Below are 12,564 nucleotides of genomic sequence, written 5' to 3' on the forward strand. Positions count from 1 at the left end.
CGGCGTCGGCGGAGAGGTGCGCTGGGTCGGTGAAGGGTGGGCGGCTCGCCGTGGGGCGGCCGGGCGCGGCGGCGGCTCAGGCGGCGCGCTGGAGGCGTCTGCGGTCGACCGGCTCGAATGCGACCCGGGTGGTCATCTGGGCGAGCCGGGAGGTGACGCGGTCACCGAGGCAGGTGCGCAGGTCCTTGATCGGCAGGTTGCTGGTGATCAAGGTCGGGAGCAGGCTGTTGTAGCGCCGGTTGATCAGCCGGTAGGTCTGCTCTTCAACGAACTCGCTCGACTTGGCGGCGCCGAGGTCGTCGAGGATCAGCAGCGGCACCCGGCTGTAGGCGGCGAGAACCCGCTCGGCGTCGCTGTCCGAGCCGGGACGGAGTTCGGCATAGAGGTCCGCGGCGGTGGTGGCGCGCCACCGCACTCCGATGCCGGCCTCGACCAGGCAGCGGACGGCGCCGTACGCCTCGTGGGTCTTCCCGGCGCCGACGACCCCGGCCATCAGCAGGCTGGGGCCAGTGGCGACCTGGCGGCGGGCACCGAGGCTCGGGGCGGTGGCCTCGGCGGCAACCTGCCGCACCCAGGCCAGGACCTGCGGGTTCGTGGCAACCGCGTCGCGGTAGCGCGGCGGAAGCCCTGCAGACAGGACCTCCGCCGCCGAGTACGGCTCCACCTCGTCCGGGAGGGCGTCGACCACATGCTGGTCGATGCCCCGGGAGGCGAGGATGCGGGCCATCCGGTCGAGCACCGAGGGCGCGTCGGCGAGGGTCTGCGGGTCGCGGTGGGTGCGCATCACAGCTCCTCGGCGTAGGCGGCGACGGCGTCGACCGGGTTGGTCCACGCCTGGTGAACGGGCACGTCAGGCCGGAATCCCGGCCGGGCCAAACCGGTGCCTCGTGCGTTCATGGCGTCGTTGACCAGGCTCGGCAGCCGGGACGGGTGGCCCTGGATCTCGGCGAACCGCTGCAGCCCGGCCCGGACGTGCTCGGCGGCGATGCCCTCGTCCAGCAGGGTCTTGACGACCTTGCCGAGGTGGCCGAGCACGCTGCCCGGCGGACGCTCGGCGCAGGCCGTGACGTACTCGCCGATCAGCTGACCGGCCGAGGCGGTGTCCGCGTCGGGCGCCTCGCGCCCCGTAGGGAAAGATCCAAGATCCAAGATCCTAGATCCAGGCGCCGAGGACTCCGGGAGGGTTCGGCGAACCTTCGGGGAGGCTTCACCGAATGCCGTCTGACCTGTGGTTTTCCGGGGAGCCGGAACCGGCTTGCACTCAGCCTCGATCACCGGGGCGACTGCTTCTGCGGTACCCGGAGCCGTCTGCGCGGCGGGCACCGGGAAGTGCTCGTGCGGCTGCTGGAGGGCTGCCGGAGTGTTCGCCGAGATTTCGCCGAACACTCGGGGAGCACTCGTGGTGGTCTCGGCTCCGGGCACCGGGGTGGCTGCGAGGACGGCCTGCTGGATGCAGGGGCCCTTGCAGACGCCGCACCGCTCCGGCTCGCAGTGCGGGCACGCGGGAAGGCGACTGAGCGACGGCTTGTCGATCTTCTGGTGCTTGCGCCACGTCGGGTAATGGAAGTACCGGCGGCCGTCGCAGCCGGTGTACCGGCAGACGGCACCGACGGCTGCGAGCTGCTGGAGGTGGTCCTCGACGTCCGCTCGACCGATCTCGTCGCGCATCGGCCAGATGAGGCCGTAGACGATCGCCGCATTGTCGCGATGGCGACCGTGGTCGTCGGCGTGGTTCGCCATGCCGAGAAAGGTGATCACGGCGGGGATGGCCACCTCGGCGAGCGTCTCGCTCACCCAGGTCTCGGGCTTGATCGCTCGTATTCGCGCCATGTCAGCGGCTCCGAACCGAGGCGACGGCGAGCTGGCCGGTGGCAAGGTCCAGCGTGTGCGGGCGCGTCCAGTCCGCCTCCGGCCAGGATCGCAGCACCCAGCGGGCGGCGACCTTGGTGGTGCTGCCGCTCAGCATGAGCTGCTCGCCGCGCCCGTCGACCGCCACGGTGTAGGGGTGGGGCCACTGACGGCTGGGGTGGGTGAGGCTGACGCGGACGGCGACCGCGCCGGGAATCATGCCCGCGAGCTTGTCCCCGAGCCGCTGCTGGCTCGGGCTGGGCTCCACGTACTGGGTTCCCCTGGACAGGGCAGTCATGCGATACTCCGTGATTCGTAGGAAACGCGCGCGGCGGCCTCTCGTGCAAAAGAAGTCCCGCCGCTCGCGCGGTAGTGAATCAGCGACCTTCGGGGCGCTGGCCCGGCGTCCAGGAGTTGGTAGCTCCAGGGCGCCGGTTCTCTTTTCCGGACGTGTCCTACTGCATCGACTCCCCCTCTCTGCCCACCTGTCGCCTCCGCGGCGGGACGAGAACCTTAGGGCCTTCGGCGCCACACATCCAGTCCTTAACTCCCCACCGGGGAACACCCGTGCACACACCGCCCCACACCCCGAGCCCCTCGCCGCGCCAGAAGTGTCCGGCCATACTTCGGGTCAGGCCGCACGATCTCAGCCCGCCCAAGCACCGGCCACTGCCGCCTGCGGCAATCCCGGGCCACAGGCTGCACGCTCCCGGAATTCTGGGCCGCATCCCGCGACATCAATGAGACCTTATGATCGCCACTTGATTCCGGTCAAGAATTTCGAGCCGTCTACACGAGTATCAGCCGCCATTTCCCGCCTGGCGGGAAATGATCTTGATCGATGAATGCAAAGCACCACGTTGGCCACACTGCCTCAATCATTCCGGCACCCCAGGACTGCATCAAATGATGCCGCCTACCCTCCGATAGGCCACCGCACTCCAGAAAATGAACTGGCGGCCGACAGGCTTTCCCGTCGGCCGCCAGTTCGGGCATAGCAAAAGCGCAGCGCCCGTCCTATACGACCATTTGCCCGCCAGCAATCAGGCTCATGGCGCGCGCAGCATCGCATGTTCGCTGGATTACTCCTCGCAGGTCGCCCGGCATCTCCTTGGCCGGCATCGCTAGGGCGAGCGATCCCATCACCGTCGACCCCCACAAGACGGGCGCCGCGATGCCGTCCCACCCGGCCACGGCTTCCTGGCGGCCGATGGCGTAGCCGCGGCGGCGGATATCGGCGAGGGAAGCGAGCAGGGCAGCCTCCTCGCGGATCACACCTGGGGCCGGAGCCCGCGGCGGCCCCTCGGCAAGCACCGTCTCCTGCATGTGGGTCGGCAGGTGGGCCAGGATCACGCGTCCGGATGCTCCGACCCGCAGTGAGCGCGGGATGGAACCGAGTTGGTAGGTCAGGACCTTGCGGGTCTCGGGGTCGCCGTCGCCCAGCGTGTAGTCGGTGCACAGGCGGCGCAGACCGCCGAAGCCAGTGACCGTGAACAGCAGGGCGACGCCGCCGGTGTTTCGCTGGAGGTCGTCGAGCATCTGCTGGACGTCGGCCTCCGCGGGGGCAGAGGTCATGGCCTGCAGGGCCATCTCGATCATGGCGGGACCCGGCCGGTAGCGGCCACGGCCGACCTGGTCGACAGTGCGGGTCTCCACGCCGGCCTGGAGGATGCGGTGGACTGTGGAGTCGGGGATGCCGGTGGACCTGGTGAGGTCGAGTACGCCCTGGACGCCGCCGCGCTGGGTGACCGCCCGCAGAACGGTCAGGACGCGGGCGTGGGCACCGGCCGCCGGGGATGCCTGCTGGCAGGGCATCGGGAGCGCTGGTATTGCAGGAGAAGGCACGGGAGTCTCGCAGATGTGCAGTGTCGGGACCGGCCAGCCTCGTCAGATCTCTGGCCGGCGTCGACAGGTAGGGCCGATGGCCTCACCTGGGTCACATGGCCTCGTAAAGGGTCCGGTACAAGTGGTCGCAGCTGGAGCTGTGGGCGCGCCGGGCGTGCGAGCGGCGGGGTTGGTGCACCGGGCCTGGACATCCGCTCGTGCGCCCAGGCCCGGCAAGCGGGTCAGTGCCCCATGCCTGCGCCGCCATCAACGGGGATGATTGCCCCGGTCAGGTAGGCAGCGGAGTCGCTCGCCAGGAAGGACACCGCGGCGGCGATCTCCTCCGGCTGGGCCATGCGGCCGAGCGGCACCCGCTGGAGCAGGGCCTCGCGCTGGGCCTCGGAGAGGGCGGCAGTCATGTCCGTTTCGGTCAGGCCGGGGGCGACGACGTTGCTGGTGATACCGCGCGGACCGAGTTCGCGGGCCAGGGAACGGGCGAAGCCCACGAGGCCGGCCTTGGAGGCGGCGTAGTTGGCCTGTCCGCTCTCGCCGGTCATAGCGACGGCGGAGGAGATGAAGATCAGCCGGCCGTGCTTCGCGCGCAGCATTCCCCTGGCGGCGCGCTTGGCTGCCCGATAGGCGCCAGCCAGGTTGGTCTGGAGGGTGGCGTCGAAGTCGTCCTCGGACATGCGCAGCAGCAGCGCGTCCCGGGTGATGCCGGCGTTGACGACGAGGATCTCGACCGGTCCCTGGGCGGCCTCGACCGCGGTGAACGCGGCGTCGACGGACTCGGTGGACGTCACGTCGCACTCCACGCCGAGGAGCCCCTCGGGGGCGAGCCCGCTACGGGAGGCGACCGCCACGGTGGCGCCGCCCGCGGCAAGCCTCTGCGCGACTGCGAGGCCGATACCTCGACTACCTCCGACGATCAGGGCCGAGCGGGACATGGGAGCTCTCCTTCGTGGTGCGGGTCACCGAGCGCTCCGTCCGCAGCCCGGCAGCCCTCACCCTGCCAGCCCCCGGCTGGAACTCTCACTTCCAGAAGTGCCAGTTCCGGAAGTGAAAGTTCGCGAACTCAGAGTTCCAGACTACGCGCGTAGATAACTCAGTGTAATTTAATGGATATTTTCCGCGACGCCCCAATTTTCGCCACCTCGGAGACGGTCGGAGGCTATTGACTGCTCGTCACACACCCACCTCAAACACATGGTCAAATGATGATTCATCACTCCAGAACAGCGACTTGTTGAAAGACAAACAACAATGTCGTGATTGCGCTGATGTGGCTTTCCCCACACGCCTATCGGCGCCGACCCGCCTGTCGGCAATGCCTAGAATCGGTTGCCATGAGCACCGACTTCGAGCGCCTTGCGGCTCGCGATCAGACGCTCGCCAGCATGGTCCAGTGCTGGCGCCAGCGGACAGATCCCAACTCCATCCCCGGTCTGGTCACAAGCCCTACCCGCCGCACGCGGGAACTCTCCAAAACGGAGGTCGCCCGACTGGTTGGAATCAGCGTCAAGTGGTACTCGAAGCTGGAAGCCGGAGAATCCGCCCAATTCTCCGATGCAATTCTCGAACGTCTGGCATTCACGTTCCGGCTCAATGATGCGGAACGCCTCGCCCTGTACCACCACGCCACTGGGCGCGCCCCCGCCCCACGAGACACGGAGCCCGACGCCATGGCGGCCATGGACGCAGACATGCAGCGCCTTCTCGACAAGATGCTCCCCCACCCCGCGTACATCTCGGATGTCGCCTGGAATGTCGTGGCGCACAACAATCCGTCCCGCGAGATGTACCCCTGGGTCTACGAGCGCAACATCATGCGATGGGCGTTCCTCTACCCCGGAGCCCGCGAGCAGTTGGTCAACTGGAAGGAGAGCTGGGCCGTCCCCTTCCTCGCCCAGATCCGCACTGCCGCCGCCCAATACCCCGACAACGAGCAGCTGAAGAAGCTGGTCGCGGATATCTTGCAGGGCTGCCCCGAGGCCCAGGAGCTGTGGGACCGGCACGACTTCTACGAGCACCCTGACGGCGACATCAGGCACATGCGAATTCCGCACGGCGGCGCCGGCGAGGTCCCCGTCCGCATCATGGCCCTGGCCCCGCTGCGAACAGACAGCTGCGGTTCATCGTCGCCTTCCACGGCGTATAGCGGCTTGCGGCGCGCCGCCACTGCCGCGCCGCAAGCGACCAAGGCCCGAAGACTTGGAAAGCGGGGGGCCAACCGTGAATGCCGGAGTAAACGAGACTGGCAGTGATGGCACGCGCTGCCGGCCGTCGCACTCTGCGAGAACAGCCCACTCGACCCCCTACCGGACAGCACAGGCGCAAGGCCCTCGGCTGGCACTGCGGCGCAGTGCCAGCCGAGACAAGAGCAGGATCCCCTGTCAATGCGCACACGCCAATGCGACTACTGCCAGAAGGACATGGTCTCATTTGTCGCATATTGTGCGTACATGTCTTAGATGGGCTGTCGCCGGAACGCAGGCGGGCCACGAGAGGATGGGGTCGTGTCGTGTCCGACAGTGCCGAGGCGATCCATTCCCGACTTGCCGAGCTGATCGCACCGACGGCCCACAGCCAGGTCGTCGATCTCGGCTGCGGTTCCGGGCCGACGCTTCTCGCGCTGAGCCGGATGGCTCCCGAGGCCACGCTGATCGGGATCGACAGGTCCGTCGCGTTCCTGAGGCAAGCGCGGCAGGAGCTCCAAACGCACCGCGGTCCAGTGGTGACGCTTGCAGCCGACCTGCGTACCCCGCTTCCGTGCGGGGACGAGAGCGCAGACATCGTCGTCTCGTACAACACCATCGAGTGCCTGCCTCGCCCGGAGCGGATGCTGGTCGAGGTCGCGCGGATCCTGCGGCCGGGCGGGCGGGCGATCCTCGCACACGTCGACTTCGACTCCCTGGTGATCGCCGGCGCGGATGCAGACCTTGATCGACGGCTCTGCCACACCTTCGCAGACGATGCGCAGAATTGGATGGATCACTCGGACGGGCGGATCGGCCGGAAACTCGGGCTGCTGCTCGCACGGAGCCCGTTGAGGCTGGTGAGCGTCGAACCGTTGTTGACATGGTCGACCGAACTGTCGGGGCACGCGGAGGACCGGATCGGCGAGATCCGGAAGGCAACGTTGTCCGCCGCCAGGCATGGTCGGGGTTCAGTCAGCGCGGCCGAGGTCGAGCAGTGGTACGCAGCGGTGTGCGAGGCAGACCGCCTGGGCGGGTTCTTCTTTTCGGAGCTGGCCTTCATCGCGGTCGCCGAACGTCTTCGCGAAGAACGGTTGACCAGCAACGTCGATCCGCCGGTGCGGGACGGCGTTCTGCCCGGACCTGAAAGTGACTGCGCACCGGGCCGTCCCGCTGCCGCGTGACGGCCGTCTACTGGTCGGCGCTGCCCTGTAACACGTTGTCGGCGAAGGAGCAGAGGGCTTTCACCGAGACGTTGAAGGGAGCGGTGGTGTTCAGGGTGAGCGCCGGATGCTCGGGTTCCGTCCAGGAGAGCTCTGGTGCGTCAGGTGCGGGGTTCGCACGGTAGGCAGGTGAGGGTCGAAGGGCGTCGCGGGCGTACCGGAGTTCTTCGGGTGCGCGGACGTGGATGAGGTGGAGTCGTCGGCCGAGGAGGACAGCGGCGAGCCGTCGTTCCGTCGGCGTGGAGGTTACGAGCGTGACGATGCCGACGAAGTGCTGGCTGGCAGCGTGCGAGAGCGCCTCGATGGTGGCGATGCGGTCTTCTGGGGACCAGCCGAGTTCGCGCAGGATTCCGGTGGCCCGTTGCTCATCGGCGTCGTAGAGACCGCAATCGTGGTGCTCGGGTTGGAGGTGGGCGAGGAGTCGGCGGGCGAGGGTGGTCTTGCCCGAGGCCGGCAGGCCCATGAGCCAGAAGACCGCAGAAGCGGGTATCTGGTTCACGCCGGGTAGCCCCACTTCTGGCACCAGCGCTGGAGAAGCGGTGGGATTGCCACAGCGAGGGGAGGCGGGGTGGCGTCCTGGATGCGTCCGGAGGCGATCTGGGGGGACCAGTCGCCGATGCCGTAGATGAACGGACCGTGGTCGTGACGCCCGTAGTCGAGCATGGCAGGATCCCAGGCGATGCCGATGTACTGGCACAGTGCTTTGCAGGTGGCTTCCGGTTCGGCGGTCAGCTGTTCGTAGGTGACGCTGATGGAGGTGGGGACGTTGTCGGCGGCTTCATCGAGGGCGGTGGCGAACTTATCGACGGTGACGGCGGCTTCGGCGAGGTCTGTGGCGTCGCCGGCGCGGCGGATGGAGTCGGCAATGGCCGCTGGGTGGCGGCGCAGAATGATGTAGCGGGCGTCGGGCCAGCAGCCGACCAGCCGCCGCCAGATGAAGACGTTGCCGGGGGATTTCTCGACGAACACGGTTTTGCCGGTTTCGGTGAGTTGGCGGTGCAGCAGTCGGTCCCACAGCAGGTGTTCGAGGTCCTGGCGGTCGCGGTTCAGGGTGCGCATGGCGAGGTCGGTGAACTCGTCGTCGACCGTGACGGTAAGGCCGCCGAGGTGGAGTTCGTGCGGGGCGTAGACGTCAGGGTGGGAGCCGAGCAGGCAGCGCAGCAGGGTCGACCCGGAGCGGATCGGGGAGAGGATGAAAACGGGTGCGGGGACGAGGCGGTCGTCAGGCACGGAAGTCCTCCTTCGCCTGCTGCTCGCGTTCGGCGAAGACGCGTAGGCGGGTCGCGAGGTCTCGGCGGTAGTGGGCTGAGCCGGGCACGGTCTTCTCGTCGCAATGGAAGACCCGAAGCGACAGTTGGTGCAGGTAGCCGATGCCAGGCCCGGCCGGGTGGGCGAAGGTGTGGGAGAGCCAGTCCTCGTAGTTCATCCAGCTCTGGCCGTCGTCGTGGAACCGGTCGCCGGGGATGCCGCCGGCCGCGGCCATGACGGGCCGCGCCCGGTGGGTCTCGTAGATCAGGAAGTGGGAGGAGACCCGGTTGACCGAGCGGGCCCTGGTGCTGAGGGCGGGGCCGGTTTCTTCGAGTTGCCACTGCCAGCAGTCGTGGTCGTCGATGCGCTGGGCGAGGGCGAGTTGGGGGCAACGGTCGAAGGTGTCGGCGATCTCGGCGAGGACGTCGGTGGCGCCCGGGTCGCGGAAGGCGACGACGTCGCCCTCGATGGTGATCAGGAATCGGCTCTTGTCGGTGACGAAGTGGGTGTGGATGTTGTTGGCTTGATCGCCGGAGGCCCGGTGGCGGGTGCGCCAGCGTAGCCGCACTTCATCGAATCCCCAGGTGGCGTGAGCGAGTTCCGTGATCTCGTCGATCGGTGCGGTTTCGGCACCGTCCACGACGAGGACCAGGTCGTACGGGTGGCGGGTGCCGCGGGTCAGGGCGTCCAGCGTGGCGGGGATGGTGCGGCGCAGGAGCTCGACGTCGCTGTGGACGAGGTAGGCGATGGTGAACGCGGGCGGGTAGGTCACGGTGTTCACCAGCCTGCCGGTCCGGTCACGCCCGCCGCGGCACTGCCGTCGGACGGCGCCGGGGCGGTGAGGATCGTGCGGGCGTCGGTCAACATGGTGGCGGTCAGCTCCTGGGCAAGGTCGAGGATGCTCTGCTCGATGTCGTGCTCGACCTTCTCGGCGATGTGGGGATGTCCGACGCACATGCCCATGACCTGGTACTTGGCGGTGGTGCCGAGTCCGATGCGGTCGGCGAGGTCCTGGAGGGCGAAGAGGTCGAAGACCACGGCGCCGCTGCGGTAGAGGCGGTCGGCGAAGGCCGCGGTGTAGCGGGAGACGAGCGCGCGCACCGCTGGGTGGAGTTCCGGCCGGCTGTAAGTCTCCTGGAGCGCGTGGGCGACCTGATCGGGGAGGAAGACGAACGCGCACCGGTAGAAGTCGGACGTGCCGAGTATGCGGAAGCTGCCGGTGCGCTCCAGCAGGTCGACCATCCGCTGGTAGGCGGCCTGCCGGCCTTCGACGAGCCGGCCGATACCGTCGATTCCCTGGTGCTTCATCAGGGCCCAGAGCTTGAGTGACTCGAAGCCGCGCGAACCGTAGAACGGGGTGATCAGCCCGAGGTCGAGGCAGTCGGGGTCGTCGGCGCGGTCCGGGTAGCGGGCGAAGCGGCCGAGCGTGGCCGGGTCGCGGAAGAGCGCGTAGCTGGAGGGGTAGGAGACGAACAGGCCCTTGTGCGGGTCGAGGGCAACGGAGTCGGCGCGTTCGATGCCTGCGAGCTGGATCTTGAGTTTCTCGGACAAGATCTGCGTAGCCCTGGCGGAAGGCCGGCAAGGTAGCGCTGTTGAGCGCAAAGTCCTTGTCGTGGGTGGCGTTGACCGGCTTCATGTAGATGTTGCGGGCGCCGACGTCCTCGAAGAGGTGGCGGAAGATCGCGACGAAGTCGGTGCAGTACGCGGTCAGCACCGCGGAGACGCCCATGTCGGGGTGGCGGGCCAGCACCCGGTCCAGGACGGGCCGCACGTGGTCGTAGGTACCGCCCCGGTCGCCCGTGTAGAAGCGGACCCGGTCGTGGACGTCCTTGGGACCGTCGAGGCTGATGTCCTGGGGCGGGCCGAGCCGGTCGGCGAGTGCGGCCGTCATCGACAGCGTCGCGTTGGTGACCATCGGCCCGGCCCACACCACACTGACCGGCGACGTGGCCAGGCCTTCCTCCACCAGGGCCTGGACCTCCTCGTGCATGTGGCGCACCAGCATCGTCTCGCCGGCGAGCCCGAAGTCGATCCGGCTGTACCGCGCGTTCTCCTCGCCGAGCTGCTTGCGGTGGGTGGCGAGCCCCTGCACCACCGTCTCCAGGGGGATCGTCACGGGCTTGCCGTCGGCGTGGACCCGGTCGCGGAACGAGCAGTACGTGCAGGCCATGTTGCACTGGTCGGTCAGGGACAACTGGGCCTGCGGGTACGCCTCCCGGTAGGCCGTGACCTGGTGGACCGCCTCCGGGCCGGCGCACGGGCACGGCTCGCCCGGGGCGGTGATCTGGCCCCCGCGGACGTGGAAGACGTAGCCGTCCGCGAAGAAGACGTGCGCTGTGTCGCTGGTGGAGAGTGGAATCGCGTCACTGATCACGGTGGACCTCTCGGTCGAGAATGGTGCGGATCGGGGCGGTACCGAATTCACAGGTCTCTCGGGCCGGGCAGTCCAACACGCTGGCGGAATCGGTCCAGCCGGTCGGCGAGCCGGGCGATCTCGCCCATGGCCTGGTCCTCCGGCGGGCGCGCCAGGCCAGACCTCTCCCGCAGGGAGAAGGTGGCATGGACAAGATCGCGCAGCTCGGCCGCGTCTTCTGCGCCGATAACCTGCGGGATGACAGCGAGCTGCCCCTCAAGAGTCACAGGCATCCGAGAGATGTCCGAGGCGGTGAAGGCAAGACGCGCCAACGCGGCCCGGGACTCGAACCACAGGTACTTGGCAGTGCTCTCGCGGCCCTGCTGTTCGTACTGGCTCGGGCGAGCGACAGTACCTGCGGACGGCGGGAGCAGCAAGTCCGTTGTCCAGCCGGGGTCTTGGAATACAGAGCCGGGTCGGCGGAGCTCCAACCATTCGTGCAGGTCGCGGCTTGTGCGATTGTCCGTACTGACGAGGTCGCTCTCAGCCGGGCGCGCGGCGGATCCCTCGGCCGCCAACCCGAGGCAGGCGAGCACTTCGATCAGCAGGTCCTCCACCGGCCGGTGGCCGTCAGGGTGTTCGGCCGAGCTCAGCTCGAAGTCGACATCACTGCCACGGGCTACCACACCCTGGGCGCACGATCCCCGCAACAGCAGGTCCAACTCCTCGTTGAGCAGCAGGACGGCAAGGATGACGGCAGCGAGCCGGCCGGTGATCTCCGCAGCCGCCGCGGCCCTCTCGCATGCCGCCGCCCAACCGCTCGTGAAGGCCAACCGTTCTAACTGCGCGGCCAGTTGGTCCAGCGGCAACCCCGACACGGGCATGAGGCATGTCTCGGCAGCCGAGAACAACGCCAGCACCCAGGTCCGTCTCAACCCCTCCAACTCCAGTGAAGGAGTGGCCGACTGCCGGCCGGAGACCAGGCTCTCCAACTGCCCGAGCAGGAACGCGTAGGCATCCTCGCCGCACTGCTCGCGCAGGCGCGCGGTCAGCACACTGTGGAAGACGCCGAGCCCCGGGGGAAGGACATCCTCAGCGAGGTGTCCCAGCGATGCAGCGCTCGCCGATCCGTTTTTCCCCAAGGGAAGTTCACTCGCGAGCGTCACCCCGATCCCGTAACCGCGGACGTCCCGCCGCGCCATGGCCGGGAGCAGCCATCCCGCGAGGACGGTCTCGAAGCCGTCCAGCTCCATCTCCCGGTCCGGCGCCGAAACGGGGATCTGCTCCCGTAACTTGAGATCACGCCCGAGCAGGTCGGACCAGGCGATGTCCCACTTCATCAGGGTCAGCTCGTCCGGAGCGGTACCGGCCGGCACCAGGAGCGCGTCCTCCCAGTCGATCAGCACGGTCTCGCCCACCCGGCGGAACATGTTCCGTGGCACGCACCCCGACGCCTCGACTCCTCGATCGAGCAAGGCCACCAGCAGGCCGACGATGACGGGTGCGGAGAGACCGATCACCCCGCCGTCTTCGGCGGACATGCGTGTGCCCAGATACGGGGAGACCAGCGCAGCCCTCCGCCCGGGCAATGGAACCAGCTCAGGGACGCAGACCTTGACGATCCCGAACCCGTTGACCACCAGCCGGCCCAGACGGCGCGCGGCCTCGGCAGCGAGGGCCCGTTCGGAGCGCGCGGCCTCAAGCGGCCGGAGCTTCGCCACAAGATCACGCCCGCGATACCGGAAACGACGCACCTGCCCACCGACGTCGACGAGATCGAGGCCATCGAAGGCGACCCCTTCGCCTCCCCCGTCGTACAGCTGCCGAACCGACGCCGCAAGCTTCCCCAATTCACGCGCACTCCTCACGACCC

13 protein-coding genes are annotated in these 12,564 nt (G+C 68.3%); 3 read left to right on the forward strand and 10 right to left on the reverse strand.

Annotation, left to right across the window (positions count from 1 at the left end; translation table 11 throughout):
- Positions 1-76: 76 nt before the first annotated feature.
- From ACFVHV_RS05105 to fabG, 5 genes are all read right to left on the reverse strand, one after another.
- Positions 77-784 carry an ATP-binding protein gene (locus ACFVHV_RS05105; RefSeq protein WP_380348864.1) on the reverse strand — a complete coding sequence of 236 codons (708 nt, stop codon included), beginning with the start codon at positions 782-784 and terminating at the stop codon, positions 77-79.
- Positions 784-1,875 carry a hypothetical protein gene (locus tag ACFVHV_RS05110; protein ID WP_380348866.1) on the reverse strand — a complete coding sequence of 364 codons (1,092 nt, stop codon included), beginning with the start codon at positions 1,873-1,875 and terminating at the stop codon, positions 784-786. Before ACFVHV_RS05110 ends, ACFVHV_RS05105 begins: the two co-directional genes overlap by 1 nt.
- Positions 1,832-2,146: a transcriptional regulator gene (locus tag ACFVHV_RS05115; protein WP_380348868.1), complete on the reverse strand. Its 315-nt coding sequence runs from the start codon at positions 2,144-2,146 to the stop codon at positions 1,832-1,834. The genes ACFVHV_RS05110 and ACFVHV_RS05115 overlap by 44 nt, the downstream gene beginning before the upstream one ends.
- Positions 2,147-2,865: 719 nt before the next feature.
- Complete coding sequence (locus tag ACFVHV_RS05120; RefSeq protein WP_380348870.1) at positions 2,866-3,663, reverse strand: IclR family transcriptional regulator; 798 nt, start codon at positions 3,661-3,663, stop codon at positions 2,866-2,868.
- A gap of 251 nt (positions 3,664-3,914) precedes the next feature.
- Positions 3,915-4,619: a 3-oxoacyl-ACP reductase FabG gene (gene fabG / locus ACFVHV_RS05125; protein WP_380348872.1), complete on the reverse strand. Its 705-nt coding sequence runs from the start codon at positions 4,617-4,619 to the stop codon at positions 3,915-3,917.
- A gap of 399 nt (positions 4,620-5,018) precedes the next feature.
- Here fabG and ACFVHV_RS05130 point away from each other — a divergent pair, with 399 nt between their 5' ends.
- A complete protein-coding gene (locus ACFVHV_RS05130) occupies positions 5,019-5,936 on the forward strand; it encodes a helix-turn-helix transcriptional regulator (protein ID WP_380348874.1) in 918 nt (305 codons plus the stop codon).
- A 257-nt stretch (positions 5,937-6,193) separates the two neighbouring features.
- A complete protein-coding gene (locus tag ACFVHV_RS05135; RefSeq protein WP_380348876.1) occupies positions 6,194-7,051 on the forward strand; it encodes a methyltransferase domain-containing protein in 858 nt (285 codons plus the stop codon).
- Positions 7,052-7,058: 7 nt separating this feature from the next.
- Here the strand turns inward: ACFVHV_RS05135 and ACFVHV_RS05140 are convergent, their stop codons facing one another.
- Genes ACFVHV_RS05140 through ACFVHV_RS05155 form a run of 4 tightly spaced genes read right to left on the reverse strand, consistent with a single transcriptional unit; the run spans position 7,059 to position 9,889 of the window.
- Complete coding sequence (locus tag ACFVHV_RS05140; RefSeq protein ID WP_380348878.1) at positions 7,059-7,589, reverse strand: adenylyl-sulfate kinase; 531 nt, start codon at positions 7,587-7,589, stop codon at positions 7,059-7,061.
- A complete protein-coding gene (locus ACFVHV_RS05145; RefSeq protein ID WP_380348880.1) occupies positions 7,586-8,320 on the reverse strand; it encodes a sulfotransferase family protein in 735 nt (244 codons plus the stop codon). The genes ACFVHV_RS05140 and ACFVHV_RS05145 overlap by 4 nt, the downstream gene beginning before the upstream one ends.
- Entirely contained in the window at positions 8,313-9,119 is an 807-nt protein-coding gene (locus ACFVHV_RS05150) for a hypothetical protein (protein WP_380348882.1), read from the reverse strand. Before ACFVHV_RS05150 ends, ACFVHV_RS05145 begins: the two co-directional genes overlap by 8 nt.
- Entirely contained in the window at positions 9,116-9,889 is a 774-nt protein-coding gene (locus ACFVHV_RS05155; protein WP_380348884.1) for a pyridoxal-dependent decarboxylase, read from the reverse strand. The genes ACFVHV_RS05150 and ACFVHV_RS05155 overlap by 4 nt, the downstream gene beginning before the upstream one ends.
- Before the next feature lie 356 nt (positions 9,890-10,245).
- Between ACFVHV_RS05155 and ACFVHV_RS05160 the strand changes: the two genes are divergently transcribed.
- Positions 10,246-10,560: a hypothetical protein gene (locus tag ACFVHV_RS05160; protein ID WP_380348886.1), complete on the forward strand. Its 315-nt coding sequence runs from the start codon at positions 10,246-10,248 to the stop codon at positions 10,558-10,560.
- 199 nt (positions 10,561-10,759) lie between these two features.
- Here ACFVHV_RS05160 and ACFVHV_RS05165 read toward each other — a convergent pair whose 3' ends face one another.
- Positions 10,760-12,541, reverse strand: coding sequence for a hypothetical protein (locus tag ACFVHV_RS05165; protein WP_380348888.1), 1,782 nt, complete (start codon positions 12,539-12,541; stop codon positions 10,760-10,762).
- Positions 12,542-12,564: the final 23 nt, after the last annotated feature.

This window comes from Kitasatospora sp. NPDC127116 (assembly GCF_042677365.1).
GTDB lineage: Bacteria > Actinomycetota > Actinomycetes > Streptomycetales > Streptomycetaceae > Kitasatospora > Kitasatospora lactacystinica.